Origin of the sequence: Caballeronia sp. dw_276 (genome assembly GCF_018449635.1) — a bacterium.
GTDB lineage: Bacteria > Pseudomonadota > Gammaproteobacteria > Burkholderiales > Burkholderiaceae > Caballeronia.
On sequence record NZ_JAAVUV010000002.1, the window covers coordinates 551,532 to 577,116 of the forward strand.

Consider the following 25,585-nt stretch of genomic DNA (forward strand, 5'->3'; position numbering starts at 1 on the left):
GCGCTCCTGACTTCTTAACGTTCGGTCCGCAGCATTCTGCGCAAGTGATAAACGATGTACACCATCATGATGGCGAACAGCACGACGGCAATCGCGGCCGAATAACCAATGCGGTAGTACTTGATCGCCTGGTCGTACATGTAATAGGCGAGCACGGTCGAACTTTCGTACGGACCGCCTCCGCTCATCACGGAGATCAAATCGAAACTGCGCAACGCGCCGATGATGGTCACCACGATCGCCATGAACGTGGTCGGGCGCAGTTGCGGCAGGATCACATGCCACAACATTGTCCAGCCCTTCGCGCCTTCCATGCGCGCGGCCTCGATCTGCTCCGAATTCAGCGATGTCAGCCCCGTGAGGTACAGAATCATGCAGTAGGCGGTCTGCGGCCAGAGCGCGGCGAAGATGATGCCGAAGGTGACGTATCGTGCGTCGCCGAGTACGGGGACGCCATGGCCGAGAATCACCTTCAGCAAGCCGAAGGTCGGGTCGTAGAACCAGCTGAACATCAGGCCGACCACAACGCCCGACAACACGAACGGCGCAAAGAACAGCGACTTCACCACGCGTATGCCGCGCACCGCCTGATTCAGGTACAGCGCGACGGCGAGGCCCATCGGCGGTGCGAGCAGGAACAGGATCAGCCAGAGTACGTTGTTCTTGAGCGCGGTATAAAACGTCGGGGCCTGAAACAATTCGATGTAGTTATCGAAGCCCGCGAAGGTCTTCTCCGTCATCCCGTCCCAGTTGTAGAAACTGAGCGTGACGCTGGAAATGATCGGCCAGATCACGTAGATCGCGACCATGATGCAAGCAGGCGCCAGGAACAGGAACGCGGCCAGCCGCTGTTGCCGGGCGGTCGCAGACATCCGCTTGCGCCGCTTCGGCTTGAGCTCTGCAACGCTGAGTGTTTCAGACATACGGTGCTCCCTGGTCCTTCAAAAAAGAGCGTCCCTTCGCGCGAAGGGACACCGTCCCGCGTTACTTCTTGTAAATGCGCTTACGCGTGGCTTCGAGTTGCGCCAGGATCGCATCCAGTTTGGTCGGATCGGAGACGAACTGCTGCATGCCCTTCATGCCTTCATCGGCCATTTCCTTGGTCATGTCGCGATCATAGAACTGCGCGATACCGCCCTTCGTCTGCGACAGGATCTGGAAGCCGATCTTCGAGATGGGATCTTCCGGCTCAGGCGCCTTGCTGTTCGCCGGCAACGATCCAAGACCCTTCGCAAGCTGCGCGCTGATCTCAGGCGTTTCCACGAAAGCCAGGAACGTATGTGCGTCCGCCTTGTTCTTCGCCTTCGACGGAATATGCAGCGACTCCACCGGACCATCTTCGGCGGTCGGCACGTTGCTGTCGATGATCGGGAACTGGAAGTAGCCCATCTGCGGCTTGATGTTCTGCGGGAAGCCGGCGGTAATGAAGGTGCCCATCAGCATCATTGCGGCCTTGCCCTGGAACAGGAACGGCTGCACGGCGTCGAGATCGTAGGAAAGCGAGTTGTCGATAAAGACCTTGCTGTCGATCAGTTCCTTCCATGCGGTGTAGACCTTCTTCACGCGCGGATCGGTATAAGGCACATCGCCTGCCATGAGCTTCTGGTGGAACGCGTTGCCGTTGATGCGCAAGTCGAGGTAATCGAACCATCCGGCAAGCGTCCACGCATCGCGGCCGGCAACCGCGACCGGCGCAATGCCCGCGGCCTGAAGCTTCTTGCAGGCATCGAGGAATTCAGGCCATGTCTTCGGCTCGGCGGTGATACCGGCCTTCTGGAACAGGTCCTTCCTGTAGAACATGCCCCACGAGTAGTACACGGTCGGCGCGGCGTACTGTTTGCCGTTGTACGTGGACGATTCTTTCGTCGACGCGTACATGGAATCCCAGTTGTTCTTCTTCCAGTCGGGTGTCAGGTCTTCGAACAGGCCGCGTTTCGCGTAGTACGCCATGCGCTCGCCGTTGTGCCAGTTCACGATATCCGGCGCGACGGTCGAGAGCCAGCCGGGAAGCTGGACCTTGTACGCTTCTTCATCGACGAACGAAACCTTCACGTCGATATCCGGATGCGCTTTTTTGAATGCATCGAAGGTCTGCTGCCAGACCGTGCGCTGGCTAGCACCCTTGAACGCGATGTTCACCGTCAGCGTGCCCGCTTGCGCAAGGCTTGCTGTCGTCAACGCGACGGCTAACGCCATGCCGGTCAAGCCATGTCGAATCGAAATTTTCATAATTGTCTCCTCATCGATGAGTGTTGTTTGCTTTGTAAATCGCGACGCCTTGCGGTTCTACATCCTCCTGCCCGACTATGAAACTGGCTGCATCAGTGATTCTGTGGACCGTCGCGTTGTAGTTGAAGACGTAAGTCAGCGGGCCGCGCCGGCTGATACGTATGCCTTCGGGCAACGGTTCTGCGTCGAGCCCTGCAGCTTTTGCGGATTCTCGAAAGATGGCTTGCGTCAGGGCGTCGTCGAAGAGACTTGCGAGGTAGCGGATCGATCCGTGACGCAGGATGGCGGGATGACCATCGGCGAAGTTGCTTTCGATCTGCACGCCCTCGCCCGCTTCAATCAGGTCACGCCAGTGACGGCCTTCGCCGCGTTGCCCGACCTTCTCGGTCACGTTGGGACGCATCGATTCAACGCGCCAGACGCGCATTGGGATCAACTGGGCGAGTTCCGCGCCTGGCGGCAACGTTTCAGGAATGGTCAGGTTTTGCGTTTTCGATCCCGTGCGTGGTCCGAGCACGACTTGCGCGCCGCTTGCGGCAAGCCTCGCGGCAAAGTCATCCGGCACGACGGGCAGCGGCGGCACCACAATGAGCTTGTACTTGTCCAGTGGCGCGTCCACCGGAACGATGTCGACGTCGAGCCCGAGGCTGCGCAAGGCGCTGTAGTACTCGAACGCGAAACGCGGATAGTGAAAGTCGACGCCTTGCGGATGAATCTCGAACAGCCACTTGGCTTCATAGTCCCAGACGAGTGCAACTTTCGTGGCAACAGGCAACTCGCCGTCTTCCAGCACGACCCGATCGATCTCCTTTGCCACCAGCGACGCTTCCTTGCCGCCCAGATCGAGCTGGTTATCGGGCGTATTCAAACCTGCATGCATTTGCTCCTGCGCGAACGGCGCCTGCCGCCAGCGGAAATACGAAACGCATCCCGCGCCATGCGCGAACGCTTCCCAACTCCAGAGCTTCACCATGCCCGGCAGCGGCGCGGGATTCCAATGCGCCCAGTTCACGGGTCCGGGCTGCTGCTCCATGACCCAGAACGGCAGCTTCGACATGCCGCGATACACATCGTGATTAAACGATGCAAAGTCCGGATGCCCTGTACGCAGCCACTTTGCCTTGATGGACGGATCGAACCATTGCTCTTCGAGCGCGCCGAGCGGATAGCTATCCCATGTCGCAATATCCAGGTCTGCCGCAACCTTGTAGTGATCGAATTCGGTGAAAAGCTGCATGAAGTTGTGCGCGACTGGACGCTCCGGCGAATGCGCGCGGATGATGTCGGTCTGCATGCGATTAAAGCGCACGACTTCGTCGGAAGAGAAACGGCGGAAATCCAGCCGATGCGACGGATGCGCCTCCGTCACGGTCGCGACCGGCAGGTCGATCTCGTCGAAACTGCGATATTCCATGCTCCAGAAAACCGTGCCCCACGCGGTGTTGAGCGAATCGATGCTTTTATAGCGCTGCTTGAGCCACGCCCGAAAGCGCTGCAATGCAGCCGGCGAATAACTCACCACCGTGTTGTGGCAGCCGAACTCGTTGTCCGTTTGCCAAAACGCGACGGCGGGATGTTTGCCGTATCGTTCGGCAACCGCCGTACAGATTTTCTGCGATGCCTCGAAGTATGAAGGCGACGAAAAATCGTAATGACGGCGGGAACCGAACGCGCGCGGACGGCCGTCCGCGCCGATGGGCAAGATGTCCGGATGACGATCGATCAGCCACTTTGGCGGCGTCGCGGTCGGCGTGCACATGACGACTTTGAGGCCAGCGCGGCCAAGCGTGTCGATCGCGCGATCGAGCCAGTCCCACTGATATTCACCCGGCGACGGTTCAATCCGGCTCCACGCGAATTCCGCAATCCGGACGCGGTCGATGCCAAGCGCCTTCATGCGCGCCGCATCGTCTTCCCACATCGATTCCGACCAGTGTTCCGGGTAATAACAGACTCCAAGACGCATACGAAGCGCTCCTACGCAAAGTGAGGAATGGCGGCCGACGTGACGGCGAAACCGTCTTCGGTGAAGAGATGACAGGAAGCGGGCGGCACGTTGAACGCGACGCTTTCGCCTTGTTTCGGCGTCCTGTCGCCCGGCGCCTTGGCGATGAGAACCGCGCCGCCGGGTTGTTCCAGGTGCAGATAGCTGTGCTCGCCGAGTTGCTCGACAAGCGACACCGTGCGCGTGATTTGCTGTTGTGACGCGTTGCTTGCGATCGGTTCGAGGTGCTCGGGGCGAATGCCGAGCGTCACGATTTGATTCGGCGTCAACGCATCGCCGTTTGCTTGAACTTCGAGTTGTTCGTTGGTGCCATCGAGTGATATCAACACGTCTTCGACATTGGCGGATATCACGCGCGCGGGCAGGAAATTCATCCGCGGTGAGCCGATAAACCCGGCCACGAAGCGGCTCTTCGGCCGGTGATACAACTCGAGCGGCGCGCCGACTTGCGCGATGCTGCCGTACTTGGCGGTATCGGCGCCGGCGTGCAGCAACACGATCTTGTCCGCAAGCGTCATGGCTTCGATCTGGTCGTGGGTCACGTAGACGACGCTGGCTTTATCGAATTGCTTGTGCAGGCGCGCGATCTCGACGCGCGTTTGTCCGCGCAGCGTGGCGTCGAGATTGGAGAGCGGTTCGTCGAAGAGGAACACGCTCGGGCTGCGCACGATCGCCCGTCCGATTGCAACCCGCTGGCGTTGTCCGCCGGACAACTCCTTCGGCCTTCTTTCGAGCAAGGCTTCGAGCTGCAGAACGCGGGCGGCTTCCCTGACCTTTTGATCGATGACATCTTTCGGCGTCTTCGCCAGCGTCAACCCGAACGCCATGTTCTGGTAGACGGTCATGTGCGGAAAGAGCGCGTAGCTCTGGAACACCATCGCCACGCCGCGTTGGGCGGCGGGTACTTCGTTCACGAGTTTTCCGTCGATATACAGATCGCCGTCGGTGATGTCTTCAAGACCGGCGATCATGCGCAAAAGCGTGGATTTTCCGCAACCCGATGGACCGAGGAACACACAAAACTCGTGCGCGCCGATTTCCAGATCGACGTCGCGAATCACCGGCGCGTGGTCGCCGTACGCTTTCTGAACTGATCGTAAAGAGATGCTCGCCATGCCGACGTCTCCGTGTTTTACCGAGGAGACAAACGAAGGTTAAGCGCTTAACCTTCTGCCGGTGAAAAAACGATCCACCGAAAGGATCGCTTCGTCTGGCTGTCTCCGTCTTGTGTTTTTGAATTGCCTTGGATGCAAATCTAGCCGTCTCCGCAGATTTACACAAATGCCGGGAAGCCATCCCAAAATATGAGAACAAGCAGCGATACTTGCACATGGCAGCGTGATCGCAGACCTTAGGCGACGTTCCGGACCGCGTTAACCCTTCCCACAGAGATTCGATGACCACATTGGCCGAAGTCGCCGCGCGCGCGGGCGTTACGCCCGCCACCGTTTCCAACGTGCTGAGGAAACGCGGCAAGGTTGGCGAAGCGACGCGGCAGCGTGTGCTCGAAGCGGTGGACGCGCTTGGGTATCGGCCGCACCTGACTGCTCGCGCACTCGCCGAAGGCAGCGCGCCGACGCTCGCGCTGATGGTGTCGAGCATCGCGAATCCGTTTTATCCCGAGTTCGCGCTCGCCGCCGAGCGCGCGGCGCGCAAGAATGGCCGCTTCCTGATCGTCTGCAACACCAACGAAGATCCCGTGATCGCGCGTGCGTATCTCGATCAGATTGCGGGGACGTTATCGGAAGGCGTACTTGTGATGAACGCGCGGCTCGACTTCGAAGACCTCGAAAAGACCCTCGCGCGCGGCACGCCGATCGTGCTGTGCATGTGGGAACGGCCGGATGTATCGCCGGGATTGCCGTGCGTGGCCGTCGATTTTTTTGCAGCGGGGACGCTCGCCGCGCAGCATTTGCTGGACCTCGGACATACGCGGATAGGTGCGATCGTCGGGAGCAAGCGCGACGGAGTACAGGCGGCCCGTTACGAAGGCTTTTGCCACACATTGCAAGCGGCCGGCGTTGCTCATCTGGAGCACGACGTGCGCTTTACGCGTGATGAAGTACAACGCGGCTACGAAGCTGCATCCGAATTGCTGAGCGCCCGCCCGGACCTCACGGCCATTTTCGCGACCAACGACCTGCCGGCACTGGGCGCAATGCACGCGGCGGCCGATCGCGGCATGCGCATTCCGCAAGACCTTTCGGTGATCGGCATCACCGATATTCAGCTCGCCCGGGAATCGCGGCCGGGTTTATCGACGATTGCCGTGCCTACCGATGCCGCCGCCGCAATGGCCGTCGAGCTGCTCGAAGCGCTGATCGAAAACGGCGGCCGCGACGCGGAAGCGCCAATGCGCGTTGCGCCCCAGCCGGTGCTGGTGCAACGCGCATCGACGGGGCGCGTGCGCGGTTGATTTACGCGCGTTCCGGCACCTTTGCAAACAACAGATTCAACCCTTCCGCGATGGTCGGATGCGCGAGGATCGCGTCCCTCAACGCGGTGTACGGAAGCTTGCCGAGCATCGCCATTTGCACCACTGCCACGACTTCGCCAGCGTTCGAGCCGAACATCGTGAAGCCGAGAATGCGGTCCGAATCCGCCGCGACAATCGCCTTCATGAAGCCGTGTGTATCGCCCGTCGTGCGAGCGCGCGGGACGCCGGTCATCGGCAACTTCGCGACACGTACGGCAATGCCTTGGCGTTGTGCATCGGTTTCATTGAGGCCGACACGCGCCAGTTCCGGTTCGATGAACAATGCGTACGGAATTACGCGGTCGCGCGTGGTCAGCGTGCCGCCGGCGAGCTGCGATTTCTGCACGCGATAGTCATCGAACGATGCATGCGTGAACATCGGCGTACCGGCCACCTCGCCGATCGCCCAGGTATTCGGCGCGGAGGTCGCAAGACGCTCGTCGACCTTGATGAAACCACGGGCATCGAGTTCGACGCCCGCAACATCCAGCCCGATGTTCGCCGTGCGCGGCACGCGTCCCGTCGCGACGAGAATATGCGTACCGTTGAGGCTCGAACCATCGTTGAGATCCAACGTTACGGATTCACCCGAGCGACCGCTCACGCGCAGCGTCTTCACGGAAACACGCACATCGATTCCTTCTTTTGCGAATGCGGATTCAATGGCATCGGTTACGTCCGCATCTTCGCGCACTGCAACGCGCGGCGCTTCCTGAACGACCGTCACCTTGCTGCCAAGCCGGCGAAACGCTTGCGCCATTTCCAGCCCGATATAACCACCGCCGATCACGATCAAATGTTCCGGCAAGGTGTCGAGCGCAAGCGCTTCGACGTGCGTCATCGGGTTCGCATCGCGCAGACCGGGGACATCGGGAACCGCTGCGTACGTGCCCGTGTTGATGAACACATGATCGCCTTCCACCACCCGTTCCTGCCCATCGTTCATTGCCACCTGAATGCGGCGCGGCGCCACGAAACGTCCTGAACCGAGGATCAGGTCGAAGCCCGATGCGGCGAACGCTTTTGCGTTGATATCGACCATGCCGTCCACCACTTCACGTACCCGGCGATGCACTTTCGTCATATCCACTTTGTTGTCATGCGCGCCGCCTTGCAGGATGTCTGCTGATTGAACCGCGTGCATGATTCGTGCGCTTTGAATCAGCGCCTTGCTCGGGATACACGCAATGTTGATACACGACCCGCCGATCATGCCTTCTTCCACTACGGCCACGCGCTTGCCTGCTTTCGCGAGTTCCATCGCGAGGGTCTTTCCGCCTTTTCCGCCGCCCAGAAATACGTACTCGAACTTTTCGACTGTAGACATTTCAGCTCCTTTGAAGTTGGATGCGGGCCGTGCCCGTGCCGTGACTGAAATGTAGACCCGGGGACGTGAAATGCCTATGTCGTATCGGCTCGATTCACTGCTCGCGCGTCTCATGAGCTTTGGACATGCGCTGGTAAGATCGTGACGCCGTTGCTCTCAACTTGCGAAATGTATGGATGCACTCGACCGGCTGATCCAGTTGTCACGCCTGCAAGGCGCGCTTGATTTGCGTTGCCTCTTGAGCGGCGAGTGGGCGCTCGACCATCCGCCGGCGCCCCCGAGCGAGGCCGTGTATCACGTCGTGCTCGAAGGAACTTGTCTGCTCAAGTTTCGCGGACAGGAAGATGTAAGGCTGGAAACTGGCGATATCGTGATGCTGCCGCGCGGGGACGCGCATGTGCTGCAAGGTGAGGAATCGTCGGATCAATCCGTGCCGCGCGCGATGGAAAGCCAGTACAACGGCGCGGTCACCGTACGCACGAACTGTGGACCGAATGCGGCGAGCCTTGATTTGCTATGCGGAAGATTCACTTACGCCCCGAACGCGTTGCTTATCGATGTCTTGCCTGACGTCGTGAAGATGTCGTTCGCGCGCGATGACGTGCCTGATCTGACGCGCATGGTCGGCATGATGCGGCGCGAATCGGCCGAAGCTGAACCGGGCGCGCACTCGATCATATCGGCGTTATCGACTGCGCTTTTCACTATGCTGTTGCGCGCGCATTTGGCGCAACAGCCGTCGAAGGCCGATGTGCTGGCGTTGCTTGCCCATCCGCGCCTGGGGTCGTCGGTCATTGCAATGCTGGAGCGCCCTGCCGAGAAGTGGACGATCGAAATGCTGGCGCAGCAATCGGCGATGTCGCGCGCGACCTACGCGCGAGCGTTCGGCGCGCTGACCGACGACTCGCCGATGATCCTGCTAACGCGCATCCGCATGCAACTTGCGGGTACCTTGCTGATGCGAACGACGAAGAGCATTGCTGAAATAGCCAACGACGTGGGATACCAATCGGAATCGGCGTTCAGCAAGAAGTTCAGGGATACGTATGGCGTGGGTCCGGGTGCATATAGGCAAGCGCGCGGCTGACTAGCGATTACATCAAGCTGCTGAGCACCAGCTCGTGCGAGTGTCCGATCCAGACGGCCGCATCACGATGATCGCGAAGGGCATCGCCGGTATTGGGATGGAGGAAGACATCGAGGGAACCGTGATTAAGCGTGAGCCATTCCACGATAACGGCAAATTGCGCAGGTTCGAAAGCGAGCTGATACGACCATTGCGGATGCGGACCGACGGGTTTTTCGTGGAAGCGCCCGAGTTGGAGGATGTCGCTGAAGCGGCTACCGATTTCCTCGCGAAGTTGCCATGCGGCGTCGCGGGTAGATGCGCTGAAGTAGACGTGGGCGTGCCACGATTTGACAGGGGAAACGGCGGGTGAATTCATGGTTGGCATGCACTCAGGAAGGCTGATTGCCGCGACGGGGCGATTCCTGAGTGTAGCCAAAACAAGTCATGGGCGCTTGGGGTTGCCCAAGCGCCAACGAATTTACTTGCTCGTAGGCATCGCGAACTCGGCGCCCTTCTCCGTGCTTTCCGGCCACCGCTGCATGATCGATTTCTGACGCGTATAGAACCGCACGCCTTCCTCGCCATAAGCGTGCATATCGCCGAAAAGGCTACGCTTCCAGCCACCAAAACCATGCCAGGCCATCGGCACCGGAATCGGTACATTGATCCCGACCATCCCGACTTCGATGCGCCGCCCAAACTCGCGTGCAACGTGGCCATCGCGCGTATAGCAGGCCACGCCGTTGCCAAACTCGTGCGCGTTGATCAAATCGACGGCTTCGGTAAAGTCCTTGACCCGCACGCAAGCCAGCACCGGGCCAAAGATTTCTTCCTTGTAGATGCGCATTTCAGGCGTCACGTTATCGAACAGCGTACCGCCGGTGAAGAAGCCTTCCTCGTGCCCGGGCACCTTGAAACCACGTCCGTCGACAACGAGCGAAGCGCCCTCTTCCACGCCCAGCGCGATATACCCTTCAATACGTTCCAGCGCCTGACGCGTCACGATCGGGCCCATCTCGGCATCGGCTTCCATGCCGTTCTTCACGATCAGCGTTCGCGCGCGCTCGGCAAGCCGCGGAATCAGTTTGTCCGCGACATCGCCCACGAGCACCGCGACCGAGATGGCCATGCAACGCTCGCCGGCCGACCCATAACCCGCGCCAACCAATGCGTCGATAGCCTGATCCAGATCGGCGTCGGGCATCACGACCATATGATTCTTTGCGCCGCCGAGCGCCTGCACGCGCTTGCCGTGTTGCGCGCCGGTCTGATAGATGTAATTCGCGATCGGCGTGGAACCGACGAAGCTGATGGCCTTCACATCGGGATGCACGAGCAGCGCGTCGACCACGACCTTGTCGCCCTGCACGACGCTGAACACGCCATCCGGCAAGCCGGCTTCCTGCAGCAACCCAGCCATGAAAAGCGACGCCGACGGGTCGCGTTCGCTCGGCTTCAATATGAAGCAATTGCCCGCCGCGATCGCGACCGGGAACATCCAGCACGGCACCATGCACGGGAAGTTGAACGGCGTGATGCCGGCGACCACGCCAAGCGCCTGACGCGTGGTCCAGTTATCGATACCTGTCGACACCTGCTCCGTGAAATCGCCCTTCAGCAGTTGCGGAATGCCGCAAGCAAACTCGATCACATCGATACCGCGCGACACCTCGCCTTGTGCATCGCTGAATACCTTGCCGTGCTCGGCCGTGATGATCGCGGCGAGTTCATCGCGATGCTTGTTCATCAATTCGAGGAAACGCAGCATCACGCGTGCACGGCGGATCGGCGGCGTTTCGCTCCAGCCGGCAAACGCTTTCTTCGCACTGACGACGGCGGCATCGACATCGGCAACATCGCCCAGATGCAGCGTGCGCGCTTCGGCGCCGGTCGCCGGGTTGAAGATCGGCTGGGTACGCGTGCCCGTGCCGGGTACGCGACGTCCCTGAATGAAATGGCCGACGTCCGCGCGATCGCTGAAGCTTTGCATGATGAGGCACCTGATTTGATTGAAGGAAAGTCTGTTGAGTGTAAGAACCCCGGAGGCACCTGCAAAGGCGCTATGATTGAAATGATTGTTTTCTATGGCGAACAATGGGTATATGGAAACGCAACGAGTCGAGTCTCTCTGGACCCACCTGTATTGGCTGACAATCCTCGCTCAGCAAGGCAGCTACACGCGCGCAGCCACGCGGCTCGGCGTAAGCAAGGCGGCCATGAGTCAGAGAATAGTCGAACTGGAGCGCGCTGCGGGTGTATCGCTGGTGCAGCGCACCACGCGCAGCGTGCGGCTGACGGAGGCGGGACAACGTCTTGTCGATCAAACGCGCGGGCAGTACGAGGGCATTGCAGAAAGCTTTGCGGGTGTGCGCGATTCGGCGGGGATTGCGCGCGGCGAATTGCGCGTGACGGCGCCAGTCGCGTTTGCTCGGCAGCAGCTTGTGCCGCATTTATCGGCATTTCTAAGGGCAAACCCTGAGGTGCGCGTGCAACTGGAAGTATCGGACCGCATCAGTTCGCTCGCGAGCGAAGGTTTCGATCTCGCGATTCGGCATAGCGCCGTCGCGCCCGAAACGCATGTTGCCTGGACGCTTTGCAAGACGCGCTCCGTGATCGTGGCGACGCGCGCTTACTTGAAGCGACGCGGGACGCCTTCAACACCGCAAGAACTTGCCGCGCACGATTGCCTTTTCTACCCGCGCGCGCAGGAAGCGCCTGCGTGGACCTTCGAGCGCACGACCGGGCGCAAGTCGGCTGCGGGGCGCATCACCGTGCCGATCAGCGGGCCGTTCTCGGCGAACAATAGTGAAACTCTGCGCGATGCTGCCCTCGACGACCTAGGCATTGCGCTGGTTCCTGATTTCAGCGCGCAGGCCGCGCTGCGTGCGGGCCAGCTCGTGCGGCTGTTGCCCGAATGGCAACCTACGGGCGTTTTCGCGGAACAGCTTTATGTGGTTCGTCCATATGCGTCACATGTGCCGCGTGCGGTAACAGCATTTGTCTCGTACCTGCGCAAGACGTTCGAGAACGGATTTTCGGATTAACGTCTGCGTTCGCGAACTCCGCGCTTTCTAGCTCGCCGCGCGCTTGTCGATCCATTTGACGATCTCGGCGTGATACGTGCGCGGTGCTTTCGCCACCGTGCGCGCCGCGAGTCCCGCCAGCGTCTGCGCCTCAAGCACTTCCTGCATGCGCTTCTCGGCTTCGATCATGACCGCGTGAATAGAGCACGTGCCGCTTGTCGCCCACTTCGGCGCGGTATCGCCGAAAATTGCGCAACGGGCGCGAATCTCGCGGCAATCGAACAACGGCTTAGGGCCGTCGACAGCCTGCACCACGTCAAGGACGGTAATACGTTCCGCCGGACGCGCGAGCGTGAATCCTCCGCGCGCGCCCTCGGTGGCAACGGTCAAGCCAGCCTTGTGAAGCTTGGTGAAGAGCTTGGCGACGTAATCCACCGATAGTCCCTGCAATTCCGCCAGATCCCGCACGCTCGCCTCGCTGACGCCAGCCGGCGCGTCCGTCAGGTATAGCAGGCAATGCAGCGCGTATTCGACGCCTGAGCTGATGTGACTCATTCCTACTCCGACACATTTGATCCTAGTTTCAGCATTCTAGGCGTTTCGGCGATGTCAGGCAACGCTCGTCTTTTCATCATCGGAAATTGTGTTTTTTTTGCGATTTCCGAGAGCCATCGTTCCATATAGCTGCCTTTCGGATTCGAACCGGGATGCGACATCTGCGCACTTGCACATTCTATCTACGACTTGTACAGTCGTAGTTATCGCAGCAGATTAAAGCGACAACCGATTAACGAATGGAACGTGCAAATGACTCATAGTCCCAAGAGAATTCTGGTAGTTGGCGCCGGCTTCGCCGGCATGTGGAGTGCGCTCGGCGCAGCTCGCCTGATAGACGGCGCAAACATCCAAGGCGAATCAATCGAAGTCGCGCTGATCGCACCCGAACCGCAGCTGCACGTACGCCCGCGTCTTCACGAAATCAATCCGCTTGGCCTGAAAGCGCCCTTGCTGCCGCTCTTCAATGCAACCGGGATTCGTTTTATCGAAGGCAGCGTGCGCGACATCAAGGCAGCGGATCATGTAGTCGAAGCAGTGGACGCTGACGGCAACATGTTCACCGTGCAATACGACAAGCTCGTGCTCGCCAGCGGCAGCGCGCTGTTTCGCCCGCGTGTTCCGGGCCTGGACACGGCGGCTTTCAGCATCGATCAGATCGATGACGCTGCGCTTCTCGAAGCACATCTCCGCGGCCTCGCCGATCAACCGGACACACCCTCGCGTAATACGGTCGTCGTGGTGGGCGCGGGATTCACCGGCATTGAAATAGCCACAGAACTGCCCGAGCGCCTGCGTTCGTTTATTGGCGCGAACACCGCGGTCAAGGTGATCGTGATCGAGCAAGCCAATGCCGTGGGGCCGGATCTTGGAAGCGGGCCGCGACCAGTTATCGAGCAAGCGTTGACTGAACTCGGCGTCGAAGTGCGTCTGAACGTTGCGGTGAAGAGTATCGATAAGGATGGGATCGTTACGTCGAACGGTGAGCGCATCGATGCAAAGACGGTGATATGGACAGCGGGCATGCGCGCCAACTCGCTGACGAAACAGTTCAACGCCGAGCGCGACTCGCTCGGGCGTCTGCATGTCGACGCGAACTTGCGCGTGCTCGGATTGAACGATGTATTCGCCGCTGGCGACGTCGCGTTTGCGGCCACCGATGACGCCGGCAATCACGCGCTCATGTCATGCCAGCACGCAATGAACATGGGCCGCTTCGCCGGACATAACGTGGCCGCCGATATGATCGGTGGCGAGATTTTGCCGTATCGTCAGCCTGTTTATGTGACTTGCCTCGACCTCGGATCGTGGGGCGCGGTCTTCACTGAAGGATGGGACAGGCAGATCAAGCTGGTCGGCGATGAAGCGAAGGCGTTGAAGCGCCAGATCTGCACCGAGTGGATCTATCCGCCGGCGGCGGATCGCAAAGCCGCATTCGAGGCCGCCGATCCTAACGTCACCGTCGTAGCCTAAGGCTTTTCCCACATGCGTTGCGCGCGGAGCACGTCCTCTGCGCGCAGCGCCGTCAAGTCCCGGTACAAAGCCGGCGCCGTAGCCCCCTCAGTATTCAGCAACAGCACATGCGCTTGTTCGTCGAGTTCAAGCGCGCTGCGTTGTTCCGCGTTGCTCGCAGCTTGCATCAATCCGGCAAGACCCGCCGCTCCGGACTCACCCGAAACGACAGGAATATCACGCGTAGAACCGGCCGCAAGAATCCGCATTGCTTCGATAGCGGCTTCGTCCGGGATGGTCATGTACGCATCGGCGAGGACGTTCAAAAAGCGCCAGGCCAAGGGCGACGTCTCTCCGCATGCCAGCCCGGCCATGATCGAATCGACAGAACCTCTCGCGTTGGCCGCCGCTCCTTGCAGCGCGCTTTGATAAAGGCAATCCGCCTGTACAGGTTCCACGATCACGAAGCGCGGCCGCCGCTCGCCATCATGCTCGGCGAAATAACTGATCACGCCTGCAGCCAGACCACCCACGCCGCCTTGAATGAACACATGCGTGTAGGGGCGGCCATCGCTTTGCTCAAGCGCTTCCGCGGCAATCGTCCCGTAGCCTTGCATCACATCACGCGGAATTGCTTCATAGCCGTCATAAGAGGTATCGGAGACGACGTGCCACACGTGTTCCCTCGCAAGCCGCGCGGCCTCCTTCACAGACTCGTCATAGTTGCCCTCGATCTGCACGATCTCCGCGCCGAGCGCTTCAATGGCGATCCGGCGTTCATCGTTCACATGCTTGTGCAAGACGATCACACACCGGCAGCCGATACTGCGCGCAGCCGCCGCCAACGCGCGACCATGATTGCCATCGGTTGCGCTGATGACGGTGAAGTCATGCAACAAGGCCTTGTAACCTCCAAGGATCATCTTCGTTGTGTCGAGGTCGTGGTCCTCGAAGAGCCTTCGAATCAACCGTATCAACGCGATCGGCGCACCCAGCGCCTTGAAGCTGCCCAGAGGCGAACGGTGACCTTCGTCCTTCATGCGAATCGATGCCACTCCAAGTTTTGAAGCAAGGTCCGGCAAGTTCCAAAGCGGCGTGGATCCAGCGTTCAAACCATCCCACACCGATAACCACGCGCGACTTTCATCGGCGGCGTGGATGTTGAGAATCTGGCGAAGCGAATCATCGTAATTGCCGCGTCGCGCATTGACGTTAATGTGAAGCATCAAACTTTCCTCTGGATTTCTTCAACTGGTAATTTCAAGCGCACGATCTCCGCGAAATAGCGCGCGCCTATGGACAAGATGGCGTCGTTGAAGTCGTACCTGCCGTTGTGAAGCGGGGTCGCGCCAGCTTCGCCATTGGCGCCATTGCCTATGAACGCAAAGTTGCCCGGCACCACTTCGAGGAATGCGCCGAAGTCTTCGGAGATCATCATCGGGGCGACGTTGCCGTCCACGTTATCTGCGCCCACCACAGCCGTCGCCGCCGCAACCGCGGTCGCTACGCAGGAAGGCGTGTTGACCGTCGGTACGAACTCGTGCGTGTATTCGAACGTGCATTGCGCGCCGTGCGCGGCGCTTATGCCTTCGCACAAGACGCGCATGCGCTGTTCGAGCAGTTGCTGAACCGCTGGCGCATAGCTGCGTGTATCGCCCTTGATCACGACCTCACCGGGGATTGCGTTGCGTATGCCGTCGGTGAAAAGCTCGGTGCACGATACGACTGCGGGCACACCCGGCTCCACGCTTCTCGATACAACCGTCTGCAACGCCAGCACTATTTCCGCCGCAATCACAATCGGATCGATGGTCATGTGCGGCCGCGCCGCATGTCCTCCGCGTCCATTGATACGGATAACGAAGTTATCTTCACTCGCCATGATTCCGTCGGCGCGTGTCGAAATCGTGCCTGCGCGAAGACCTGGAATGTTATGCACGCCGTAGATTTCATCGACAGGAAAACGCTCGAAAAGCTTGTCGGCAATCATCGCCTTTGCGCCTTTGCCGTATTCTTCCGCCGGCTGGAAAATGAAGCGCACCGTGCCGTTGAAATCGCGCCGGTCGCATAGCAACTTTGCGGCGCCTAGCACCATGCTCATGTGGCCATCGTGCCCGCATGCATGCGACTTCCCCGCATGCACCGATGCATGGCTGCGCTCAGGGGCATGCTCGTGGATATTCAGCGCGTCCATTTCGGCGCGCAGGCCGATCACCCCGGGTCCATCGCCGCAAACGAGATTCGCGACAAAACCCGTCCCGCCGATACCCCGCGTCACATCCAGCCCAAGACCTTCCAGCACATCAGCCGCGAATGCGCTGGTCTTGTGTTCCTCGAACCCCGTTTCGGGCACACGATGAAACCAGTGCCGCCACTGCGTCAATTGCTGCTCGAATTCCATTGCGCGTCTCCTCTGCGTTGTACTGACTCCAGTATAAGAACGCAGCGTGATAAAAAATCCCGCAAAAATGCGGATCGCTGATAATTCGATTCAATTTATGCCGCTTACACTCGATGAATACCGCATCGCTCAACCGGAACACACGCATGGCACTCGATCGGCTCGACGTCCGCATCCTCAACTTGCTGCAGGAAAACGCGGCCACGCCGTTGCGCGTGATCGCGACCGAAGCCAATGCGTCGGTCGCAACCTGCCAGCGCAGGATCGCGCAACTCAAAGCGGACGGTGTGTTGCTGAAGGAAGTTGCGATTGTTGACCGCATGCGCGTGGGGCGGCCGCTGACCATCTTTGTATCAGTGGAACTGGACAAGCAGAACGATTCGCTGCTGCGCGCGTTCGAGCGACGCATGATGAACGAAGCCGATGTGATGGCGTGCTACGAGGTATCGGGGGAATTTGACTTTCTGCTGATTGTGAATTCCGCGTCTATGGAGACGTATCACGCATTCACGCGAAGGCTCTTTTCATCGAACAACAATGTGCGCAACTTCAAGAGCAACTTCGCAATGAACTGCTCGAAGTTCGAGACGAAGATTCCTCTGGATGATCCAGAGGAATCAGCTTAACGCTTGATGCTGGCTACGAACGTCGCAATGCGGTCGCATGCTTCGGCAAGACGGGCTTCGTCGAGTACAAACCCCAGCCGCACGAAACCCGCGGCGGTGTCGCCGAACGCGCTGGCGTCGAGCACCGACACACCTTGTGCGCGAAACAATTGCCAACTGAAGTCGTAGGCATTCAGGCCCGTACCGGTGACGTCGACCATCATGAACATGCCGGCCTCAGGCAACAGGCAATGCAAGCCGGGCACATCGCGCAAACGGTCGAACACAATATCGCGACGACGCCGGTAAATCTCGCGCATGTCCGCAACGATCTGCGGACGGTTCTCGAGCGCCGTCATTGCGGCTTGCTGGATGAACCCCGGCAAGCCGTAAAGCATGCATAAAGCCAGCCGCCCAAGATGTTCGATAAGCGTCTTCGGACCGATCACCCAGCCCACGCGCCACCCCGGCATTGCGTGCGATTTCGACAAGCTGCCAATCGTGACGGTGCGCTCGGCCATGCCCTCCAGCGAAGCAATGCTGACATGCTCGCGATCGAACGTGAGATCGGCGTAGACCTCATCGGACACGATCCACAGATCGTGTTTTCTCGCAAATGCAGCAATGCACTCAAGATCGGCGCGCGGCATGACGACACCGGTCGGATTGCAAGGCGTCGCGAAGAAAATGGCTTTCGTGCGCGGCGTGATCGCGGCTTCGAGCGCGTCGCAATCGAGATGAAATGCCTTCGCCGGATCCACGGCTACCGGCACGAGCGTCGCGCCGGTGACGCGCACGCTTGCCTCGTAGGTCAGGTACATGGGTTCGGGCACGATGATTTCATCGCCCGCTTCACACAAGCACAACGATGTCGCGAACAGTCCGTTCTGTGCGCCCGCGACGACGATCACGTTGGTTTCATCTGTACCTTCGTTGCCGGTCTGCCGCACATGATCGCGCGCGATGGAAGCACGAAGCGGCGCACGTCCCACCACTTCCGCGTAATGCGTATCGCCGTCGCGCAGCGCATTGACCGCGCGATCGACGATCACTTCAGGCGTTGCGAAATCCGGATCGCCGACGCTCAGAATGATCACGTCTTCACCTTTATTGAAGGCTTGTTGCGCCGCGTGATGAATTTCCCACGCAGCCGTGCGTTTGCCTTGCAGACGCTCGACGAGATTCGAATACTTCATGCGGCCACTCCTTTGAACGCGTTTCGTTTGATTATAGCGACGGTCTTATCGGTTATTCATGGCCGCAGCGCCGAGGTTCGTCGCGAGAAAATTCAGCAACGCCTGCACGCGCGGAGAGCGGCCTTTGCGCGATGGCGCGAGCGCCGTGACTGGCGCGCTGCCGAAGTCCCATTCGCCAAGCAGCCGCACGAGATTGCCCGACGCAACCGCATCCGCCACGTCCCATTGCGAACGCAGCACGAGCCCAAGACCATCCTCGGCCCATCGGCGCGCGACACTGCCGTCGTTCGTGCTGAATGCCGCGGTGACGCGAAGCGCAAGCGGCGTCGAATGCTTCGTGCCGGCTTGCAATCGCCTCCGGCGCATGCGCCAGAGCGTCACGTCTTCATCGTTTTCACGGATGCAGATGCAATCATGGTCCAGGATCTCGCGCGGTTCACGCGGATACCCGCGCGCCGCGACATAACCCGGACTTGCGCATAACCATCGCTCGTTGGCGAGCAATGGCCGCGCGGTCCACGACGTATCGCGCACCGTGCCGATCTGGATCACGACGTCGGCGTCGTGGCTATGCGGCCAGGGCGTTTCCAGCAGGTCGAGTTGCAGCCGGATCTCCGGGTTCTCGCGCGCGAAACGCGCGAGCAAGGGCGCGACGTGCACGCGGCCAAAGCCGAACGGCGCGGCGATCCGGATATGACCTGCGAGCCGCGCGGTCTGGTCGCGGAAGGTATCGGGGAGTGCTTCGATGGCGGCGAGCAAGCCTTGTGCTTCGCGCGCGAGGCGGGCGCCGTCGGCAGTCAGCGACATGTTTCGTGCATCGCGCGTGGCAAGCGTTACGCCCAGCGTTTCTTCCAGCTTCTTGAGCCGCATGGAAAGCGCCGATGTCGTCACGTTGAGCACGCGCGCCGCCGCGCTGAGCGATTCCGATCGCGCGAGCGTGGTGACGAGCCTGAGGTCCGCGAGTTCCATCGTTCAATTTTACTTAAGGATAGATATGCTTGAATTTAACCATAGCTTAATGTTTTGTGAGTAGAGTTGCGTCCATCATGCCAAATCAATCTGCCTCGACTTATCCGAAAGCGGTGCTGTTCGACCTGCTGACTGCGCTGCTGGATTCATGGACCTTGTGGAACCGCGCGGCCGGGAACGAAGCCGCGGGACGCACATGGCGCGCGGAATATCTGCGCCTGACTTACAACTGCGGCGCATATGTGCCTTACGAAGAACTCGTGCGTCAGGCCGCGTTGCGAGTTGGCTTGAACGACTCGGCGCCCCGCACGCTCGAAGCGCAATGGCTGCAACTCGCGCCATGGAGCGGCGCCCGCGACACGCTGCGCAAGCTCGTTCCACACTGCAAGCTGGCGATTGTCACCAACTGCTCGAACCGCCTGGGCCAGCAAGCCGCCGGACTATTCGATATCGATTGGGATGTCATCGTGACAGCGGAAAACGCGGGCTTCTATAAACCCGATCCGCGTCCTTATCAACGCGCGCTGGATCAGCTGAACGTCGGGGCGCACGATGCTGCCTTCGTTGCCGGATCGAGCTATGACATGTTCGGCACCGCGAAGCTCGGCTTGCGTACTTACTGGCATAACCGCGTGGGCCTCGATCTCGTCGATGGTGCGCAGGCGCCCGAAATCGAAGCGCCCACATTCGACGCGCTGCTGCCGTGGCTGCGCGATTTCGGTTTATCGAAGGAAGGCTCTGCAGAATGACGCTCGACCAGATAGAAACACCCGCCGCGTTGATCGACCGGCCGCGCATGATGCGCAATATCGAACGCATGCAGGCACATATGGACGCGCTCGGCGTGGCGTTCAGGCCGCATGTGAAGACTTCGAAGTGCGTGCATGTCGCGCGCGCACAGCGCGATGCAGGCGCGCGCGGCATCACGGTGTCCACGCTCAAGGAAGCGGAACAGTTCTTCGCGGCCGGTTTCGGCGACATTCTGTATGCGGTGGGAATGGTTGCATCGAAATTGCCGCGCGCGCTGGCGTTGAAGCAAGCCGGTTGCGATTTGAAACTGATCGTCGATAACCTCGAATCCGCGCAAGCCGTTGCGGAATTCGGCGGGCTGCATGGCGAGACGTTCGAGGTATGGATCGAAATCGATACCGATGGCCATCGCTCCGGCGTCAAGCCTGATGAACCTCGCTTGATCGATATCGGTCGTGCGCTGAATGGCAACGGCGCGCGCCTGGGCGGCGTGCTGACACACGCCGGATCGAGCTACGAATTGAACACGCCCGATGCCCTCGCAGCGCTCGCCGAACAGGAACGCGCCGGCTGCGTGCACGCGGCCGAGCGCTTGCGCAATGCGGGCTTGCCGTGCGATGTCGTCAGCGTCGGTTCCACGCCGACCGCGCTTGCCGCGCGTCATCTTGAAGGCGTGACCGAGGTTCGCGCGGGCGTCTATGTGTTCTTCGATCTGGTGATGCGCAACGTCGGCGTTTGCGATACCACCAATCTGGCGCTGAGCGTGCTGACAACGGTCATTGGTCATCAGGCGGACAAAGGCTGGGCCATTCTCGATGCCGGCTGGATGGCGATGAGCCGCGATCGTGGCACGGCGAAGCAGACGCACGATTATGGTTATGGCCAGCCTTGCACGTTCGACGGTTCACCGCTCGAAGGCTACACGTTGACCGGCGCGAATCAGGAACATGGGATTCTCGCGAACACGGGTGATCCGGATACGGACATCGCCGCGCATTTGCCGGTCGGCACGCGGCTTTTGATCTTGCCGAACCACGCCTGCGCGACTGGCGCGCAATACCCCGCTTATCACGCGCGCTCGGGGGAAGACGAGATCGAAGTGTGGAATCGGTTTTACGGCTGGTAATCGAACACAACTCGTCAGACAACAAATCGCGCAAACACCCGCTAAACAACGCTCAGCGGTCAAACTCACCTTCAAATTTGTGTCAAAGGGTCAACAGACAACTTTTTTGTCGGACTATAATTACCGCCTTCTGACTTCCTGGCTTGCCGGCATCGCCGATCAAAGGCCGATTCCACGTGGCAGCAATGAAGCCAAGCATCGCCATGAATGAAACGCGCCGCCATTCCAGCCTGATATCCCGCTACGCCCTGATCGCTGTATCGATTGGCGCTATCGCGGGCTTGTTTGCCTGGACCGGCGGATGGATTCGTTGGCCGTCAACTCAACAAGCGCTTACTCCAGCTCGGCTGATCGATGCATTCGAAGCCGATACCAGTCCGCACCCTGGCTTCCGGCGCAATCATGCGAAGGGCGTGTGCGTGAGCGGCCATTTCGAAAGCAACGGCAACGGTGCGCAGCTTTCGCGGGCGAGCGTTTTCAAGGCGGGCGTCGTGCCTTTGGTCGGGCGCTTGTCGGCGCCGGGTTTCGACCCGACGCAAGAAGACGATACCGCCATGGTCCGCAGTTTCGCGCTGCGCTTCACGACAAGCGATGGCGAACAATGGCGCATGGCGATGAACTCCGTGCCGATCTTCGCCGTCCGCACGCCCGAAGCGCTGTATCAGCAATTGGCCGCATTGCGGCCGGACGCCGCGAGCGGCCGCGTGGACCCCGCGAAGATGGAGATGTTCCTGGAAAAACACCCGGAAACAAAGGCGTTTCACGAATGGCTGGCGAGTCACCCGGCGTCATCGAACTTTTATAACGCCAGTTACTTCAGCATCAACGCGTTCAGGTTTACCAACGCTCAAGGCAACACGCGTTTTGTCCGATGGAGCGTCGTGCCCGACGCAACGTACCAGCCGGTCAGTGCAGCCATGACACGCGATCCGGATTTTCTCGCTCACGACCTGAGCAAGCGGCTCGAGCGCGGTCCGGTGCGCTGGAATTTGATGATCACGCCGGCCGCGCCCGGAGATCCCACGAACGACGCCACGCGCGTCTGGCCGCAAGAGCGGGAGTTGCATCGCGTGGACGCGGGGGTTTTGGTAATCGACAAAGCGGAATCGCAAATCGATGGCGCCTGTCGCGACATCAACTTCGACCCGCTGGTTTTGCCGGCTGGGATCGAGCCATCGGACGATCCGCTGCTGGCTGCGCGTTCGTCGGCTTATGCGGTTTCTTTCAACCGTCGTACACGCGAAGAAGCACAGGCGGCGCAATCGGCAAATACACGGCGCTAGGCCCCTCGCATGCTGCGGCCCGTGCGCGGCAAAATGTCCGATCTCAAGTTAAACTACGCGGTTCGTTTTACGCAGCGCTCACGTGCATGCTGCCAGCAGCACTCGGACAAGACACTGGTACCAGGAGATATTCGTTCGATGAACGGTGCAGACTTACCAAGCATGCTTCCCGAGATGCTGCCGCGCTTGTGGGCCTTCGCGCTGCGCATATCGGGCGACCGGCACGACGCCGAGGATCTCGTCCAGCGCGCGTGCCTTCGCGCGCTCGAACGGGCGCATCAATTGCAGCCCGATACAGCCCCGTTAAGCTGGATGTTTTCGATCGTGCATTCCACCTGGATCAACGAGTTGCGGGCGCGAAGCGTGCGCAAACGTTCCAGCATGGAATGGGATGACGACTTCCTGGAAAACATTGCCGACCCTGTCGATAAAGGCCCGGAAACGCAGCTGATGCACGGGCAGATCATCAGCGCCGTGGAGCGCCTGCCCGAAGCGCAGCGCGTGGTCATGCTGCTGGTCGCGGTCGAAGGCCTGAGTTATCAGGAAGCTGCAGATGTACTCGAGGTTCCTATCGGAACCGTCATGAGCCGCTTATCGCGCGCACGGCAAGCCGTCGGCGCGCAATTCGGCACGCACGAACCGAAGTCAAAAGCCTCGGCGACGCGAAAGGACTCAATTGCATGAAGACCGATGAAATAACCTTAATGGCGTATGTCGACGGTGAACTGCCGATCGACCGGCGCCATGAAGTCGAGGAACACATACGGGCGTCAGCCGAAGCCGCTGAGCTGGTCGAGCTGCTAAAGGCGTCGCGGGTGGATTATCAGGGCGCGTTCGCCACGCAAAATTTGCCGCCGGTACCGGATTCGTTGACGCAGAAAATCGAAGCAATGGCGCGTGCGCATGCCGCTCCTTCCGCCGTCAACGACAGCGCTATGCCGGCGCCGGCCACCGCTCCCGTGCGCTCGCGCATGCGCTCGGTTCCGGCGTGGCTCGCGGCAGCATGCGTGGCCGGCGCATTCTGCGGCGGATTGTTCCTGCGCCTCGGGCCTTTGCTGGACCACGGCGCATCCAGTTCGATGGCGTCAAGCAACCTCTCGCCGTGGGTGCAAGCCGCAACTGGCTATCAAAAGCTCTACACGCGCGACACGCTCGCCTATGTCAGCGAGACGCCCGAAACTTCGTCGAAAACCGTCGATGACATCCGCCGCGAAGACGGACTTGCGTTGCGTATTCCCGATCTGCGCAATGCGGGTCTGACGTTCAAGACGGTGCAGCGCCTGCGTTTCAACAACAAGCCGCTGGTGCAGATCGTGTATCAGCCGGAAAAAGGCGAACCTGTCGCGCTGTGCGTGATGAAAGACGTGAAACCGGATCAGGCGGTAGCTGGTCAGGACGTCGATTCCATGCGTGTGGTCACGTGGCGTCAGGCCGAGCTCAGCTATGCGCTGATCGGCAAACCCGCTGGCGTGGACCTCAATGCGCTCGGCAAGCAGATCTCGAACCGCGAGGTCGAGCAGCTTTTTAGCGATGCAACCTCCGCGACGCAGCCCAAAGCATCGGCTAGCTGACTCCTCGCACTTGCATACGCCGTGCGTTCGACCCGCGGCGTTTTTCGCTCCGCAACCTACAACGTGTGGTTTGCAGGAAACAACGATTAAGCATCCGCACCAAATCACAGTTACACTTGTTACAGGTTCGGCTGAGGCTAGACTGCGCTGGGTTTCAGGGTTTTCAATTTAATCGTGCGCATATGGAATTTTGCGTCGAACCCAGGTGTTCTTCATTTAGGACCGGTATAACCTTGATGCGTCGTTATGGAAATCGCGTTGATTTCAGGTTGCGATTTTCTCGAAAGACAATGTAATCGAAAACCCCGGCACGCTCCTCGCCGAGCGGTGCCGCAAGCGCAACGGGTGGTTATGCTGGTTGTACAGGTGTTCCGGCTTGTTTATAAATAAGCCATTAGAGAAACTGTGACGAAGCAGTAGAGTCCTCGAAGGTCGATTGCAATTTCAAATCAGAATGTTCTGTTGATTGGGGAAATGCAATTAAGGGCACGAGAGAAACAAAAACATAAATCATCAGCGAAAGCAAACTGCTTAAGTCTTATGAAATCGGACGATACTTGGCTGATGGCCTACGTGGACGGCGAACTGCCGTTGCACGAGCGCGAGGAAGTCGAGCGCGAACTGCGCACTTCTCCCGACGTGGCCGAGCGTGTTGCGCTTTTGCAGGCTTCGCGGCTGCCATATCGCGATGCATTTGCCGGACAGAAGTTGCCGCCCGTTCCCGCGAGCCTGACGGCGAAGATCGATGAAATGGCCCGAGCGGCCAAGCTCAAGGCCGAAAGCCAGACAAGCCAACCCGATGTCAGCGTCAATGATCCGGTGGTTGAGCGCGCGCCCGGAAGTCCGGCGTCGCCGACTATTCGTTCGCGCCTGCGCGTGGCCCCGGCGTGGCTTGCCGTTGCATTCCTCGGCGGCGCATTCGCATGCGGCCTCGTGCTGCGGCTCGGACCCGGCGCGGGGCCTGCGTCGAACGTGGGAGCGTCGATTGCATCAGTGGGAACAGGTGTGTCGCCGTGGATCACGGCTGCGGCGAGCTACCAGCAACTTTATTCGCGTGACACGGTTGCCAACGTCAACAGCGATACCGACCTGTCCATCAAGACCGTCAACGAAATCCGCCAGGACGATGGCCTTGCGCTGCGCATTCCGGACTTGAGCGCGGCGGGGCTGACGTTCAAGCGCGTGCAGCGCCTGCGCTTCAACAACAAGCCGCTCGTACAGATCGTGTATCTGCCAAAGGAAGGCGCGCCCATTGCGCTGTGCGTGATGAAAGAAGTGAAGCCGGATGCGGCGGTGGCAGACCAGAAGGTTGCATCGATGACCGTGGTCACCTGGCGTCAGGCCGAACTCGGCTATGCGTTGATCGGGCAGCCGCAAGGTGTCGATCTGACGGCGCTCGGCAAGCAGATCTCAAGCAGTCAGGTCGCGCCGCTTTTCAGCCGCAACGAATCTCGCGCGGCAGACGCTGCGTTTTTGGCATCGGCCAAAGTCCCGTTCAATACCCGCTCTGTTTTCTAGTCGCGCGGAATAATTTCATCGCTTCGCTGT

Annotated in this window: 23 protein-coding genes; 11 read left to right on the forward strand and 12 right to left on the reverse strand. The window is 59.9% G+C overall.

Annotation, left to right across the window (positions count from 1 at the left end; translation table 11 throughout):
* Window positions 1-14 precede the first annotated feature (14 nt).
* The 4 genes from HB633_RS05475 to ugpC form a co-directional block, all read right to left on the reverse strand.
* Entirely contained in the window at window positions 15-923 is a 909-nt protein-coding gene (locus HB633_RS05475) for a sugar ABC transporter permease (protein ID WP_056366309.1), read from the reverse strand.
* 61 nt (window positions 924-984) lie between these two features.
* Window positions 985-2,196 (reverse strand): ABC transporter substrate-binding protein, encoded by a 1,212-nt coding sequence (locus HB633_RS05480; protein WP_255580774.1) that lies wholly within the window; start codon window positions 2,194-2,196, stop codon window positions 985-987.
* Window positions 2,197-2,239: 43 nt separating this feature from the next.
* Entirely contained in the window at window positions 2,240-4,195 is a 1,956-nt protein-coding gene (locus HB633_RS05485) for a beta-galactosidase (RefSeq protein WP_213777083.1), read from the reverse strand.
* Between the two features lie 11 nt (window positions 4,196-4,206).
* The gene (gene ugpC / locus HB633_RS05490) at window positions 4,207-5,349 is read right to left on the reverse strand and encodes a sn-glycerol-3-phosphate ABC transporter ATP-binding protein UgpC (protein ID WP_213777085.1); all 1,143 of its coding nucleotides are present in this window, start codon (window positions 5,347-5,349) and stop codon (window positions 4,207-4,209) included.
* Window positions 5,350-5,630: 281 nt separating this feature from the next.
* Between ugpC and HB633_RS05495 the strand changes: the two genes are divergently transcribed.
* Window positions 5,631-6,650, forward strand: a complete 1,020-nt coding sequence (locus HB633_RS05495; RefSeq protein WP_213777086.1) for a LacI family DNA-binding transcriptional regulator — start codon at window positions 5,631-5,633, stop codon at window positions 6,648-6,650.
* 1 nt (window position 6,651) lies between these two features.
* Here the strand turns inward: HB633_RS05495 and HB633_RS05500 are convergent, their stop codons facing one another.
* Window positions 6,652-8,037: an FAD-dependent oxidoreductase gene (locus tag HB633_RS05500; protein ID WP_213777087.1), complete on the reverse strand. Its 1,386-nt coding sequence runs from the start codon at window positions 8,035-8,037 to the stop codon at window positions 6,652-6,654.
* A gap of 172 nt (window positions 8,038-8,209) precedes the next feature.
* Between HB633_RS05500 and HB633_RS05505 the strand changes: the two genes are divergently transcribed.
* Window positions 8,210-9,124, forward strand: a complete 915-nt coding sequence (locus tag HB633_RS05505) for an AraC family transcriptional regulator (RefSeq protein ID WP_213777088.1) — start codon at window positions 8,210-8,212, stop codon at window positions 9,122-9,124.
* Between the two features lie 7 nt (window positions 9,125-9,131).
* On the opposite strand, the gene HB633_RS05510 is transcribed toward HB633_RS05505, so the two are convergent.
* Together HB633_RS05510 and HB633_RS05515 are read right to left on the reverse strand one after the other, a co-directional pair.
* Window positions 9,132-9,482 carry a DOPA 4,5-dioxygenase family protein gene (locus HB633_RS05510; RefSeq protein WP_213777089.1) on the reverse strand — a complete coding sequence of 117 codons (351 nt, stop codon included), beginning with the start codon at window positions 9,480-9,482 and terminating at the stop codon, window positions 9,132-9,134.
* Between the two features lie 102 nt (window positions 9,483-9,584).
* Entirely contained in the window at window positions 9,585-11,096 is a 1,512-nt protein-coding gene (locus HB633_RS05515; RefSeq protein WP_213777090.1) for a CoA-acylating methylmalonate-semialdehyde dehydrogenase, read from the reverse strand.
* A gap of 112 nt (window positions 11,097-11,208) precedes the next feature.
* Between HB633_RS05515 and HB633_RS05520 the strand changes: the two genes are divergently transcribed.
* Window positions 11,209-12,150 carry a LysR family transcriptional regulator gene (locus tag HB633_RS05520; protein WP_213777091.1) on the forward strand — a complete coding sequence of 314 codons (942 nt, stop codon included), beginning with the start codon at window positions 11,209-11,211 and terminating at the stop codon, window positions 12,148-12,150.
* Between the two features lie 27 nt (window positions 12,151-12,177).
* Here HB633_RS05520 and HB633_RS05525 read toward each other — a convergent pair whose 3' ends face one another.
* Window positions 12,178-12,684: an Rrf2 family transcriptional regulator gene (locus HB633_RS05525; protein WP_213777092.1), complete on the reverse strand. Its 507-nt coding sequence runs from the start codon at window positions 12,682-12,684 to the stop codon at window positions 12,178-12,180.
* Window positions 12,685-12,936: 252 nt separating this feature from the next.
* On the opposite strand from HB633_RS05525, the gene HB633_RS05530 reads away from it, so the two are divergent.
* Window positions 12,937-14,157: an NAD(P)/FAD-dependent oxidoreductase gene (locus tag HB633_RS05530; RefSeq protein WP_213777093.1), complete on the forward strand. Its 1,221-nt coding sequence runs from the start codon at window positions 12,937-12,939 to the stop codon at window positions 14,155-14,157.
* Here the strand turns inward: HB633_RS05530 and HB633_RS05535 are convergent.
* Together HB633_RS05535 and HB633_RS05540 are read right to left on the reverse strand one after the other, a co-directional pair.
* Window positions 14,154-15,362: a diaminopropionate ammonia-lyase gene (locus HB633_RS05535; protein WP_213777094.1), complete on the reverse strand. Its 1,209-nt coding sequence runs from the start codon at window positions 15,360-15,362 to the stop codon at window positions 14,154-14,156. The genes HB633_RS05530 and HB633_RS05535 overlap by 4 nt on opposite strands.
* Window positions 15,362-16,537, reverse strand: coding sequence for a M20 aminoacylase family protein (locus tag HB633_RS05540; RefSeq protein WP_213777095.1), 1,176 nt, complete (start codon window positions 16,535-16,537; stop codon window positions 15,362-15,364). Before HB633_RS05540 ends, HB633_RS05535 begins: the two co-directional genes overlap by 1 nt.
* 146 nt (window positions 16,538-16,683) lie before the next feature.
* Here HB633_RS05540 and HB633_RS05545 point away from each other — a divergent pair, with 146 nt between their 5' ends.
* A complete protein-coding gene (locus tag HB633_RS05545; protein ID WP_213777096.1) occupies window positions 16,684-17,163 on the forward strand; it encodes an Lrp/AsnC family transcriptional regulator in 480 nt (159 codons plus the stop codon).
* On the opposite strand, the gene HB633_RS05550 is transcribed toward HB633_RS05545, so the two are convergent.
* Together HB633_RS05550 and HB633_RS05555 are read right to left on the reverse strand one after the other, a co-directional pair.
* Window positions 17,160-18,338, reverse strand: a complete 1,179-nt coding sequence (locus HB633_RS05550; RefSeq protein WP_213777097.1) for a pyridoxal phosphate-dependent aminotransferase — start codon at window positions 18,336-18,338, stop codon at window positions 17,160-17,162. The genes HB633_RS05545 and HB633_RS05550 overlap by 4 nt on opposite strands.
* Window positions 18,339-18,383: 45 nt before the next feature.
* A complete protein-coding gene (locus HB633_RS05555) occupies window positions 18,384-19,307 on the reverse strand; it encodes a LysR family transcriptional regulator (RefSeq protein WP_213777098.1) in 924 nt (307 codons plus the stop codon).
* Window positions 19,308-19,384: 77 nt separating this feature from the next.
* Here HB633_RS05555 and HB633_RS05560 point away from each other — a divergent pair, with 77 nt between their 5' ends.
* The 6 genes from HB633_RS05560 to HB633_RS05585 all read left to right on the forward strand — a co-directional run bounded on the left by HB633_RS05560 (window position 19,385) and on the right by HB633_RS05585 (window position 25,555).
* Window positions 19,385-20,056 carry an HAD-IA family hydrolase gene (locus HB633_RS05560; protein ID WP_213777099.1) on the forward strand — a complete coding sequence of 224 codons (672 nt, stop codon included), beginning with the start codon at window positions 19,385-19,387 and terminating at the stop codon, window positions 20,054-20,056.
* Window positions 20,053-21,183, forward strand: a complete 1,131-nt coding sequence (locus HB633_RS05565) for a DSD1 family PLP-dependent enzyme (RefSeq protein ID WP_213777100.1) — start codon at window positions 20,053-20,055, stop codon at window positions 21,181-21,183. The genes HB633_RS05560 and HB633_RS05565 overlap by 4 nt, the downstream gene beginning before the upstream one ends.
* A gap of 185 nt (window positions 21,184-21,368) precedes the next feature.
* Entirely contained in the window at window positions 21,369-22,466 is a 1,098-nt protein-coding gene (locus tag HB633_RS05570) for a catalase family peroxidase (protein WP_255580756.1), read from the forward strand.
* A 138-nt stretch (window positions 22,467-22,604) separates the two neighbouring features.
* Complete coding sequence (locus tag HB633_RS05575) at window positions 22,605-23,150, forward strand: RNA polymerase sigma factor (RefSeq protein WP_213777101.1); 546 nt, start codon at window positions 22,605-22,607, stop codon at window positions 23,148-23,150.
* A complete protein-coding gene (locus HB633_RS05580; RefSeq protein ID WP_213777102.1) occupies window positions 23,147-24,037 on the forward strand; it encodes a zf-HC2 domain-containing protein in 891 nt (296 codons plus the stop codon). Before HB633_RS05575 ends, HB633_RS05580 begins: the two co-directional genes overlap by 4 nt.
* Before the next feature lie 540 nt (window positions 24,038-24,577).
* On the forward strand, window positions 24,578-25,555 hold the full coding sequence (locus tag HB633_RS05585; RefSeq protein ID WP_213777104.1) for an anti-sigma factor: 978 nt from the start codon (window positions 24,578-24,580) through the stop codon (window positions 25,553-25,555).
* Window positions 25,556-25,585: the final 30 nt, after the last annotated feature.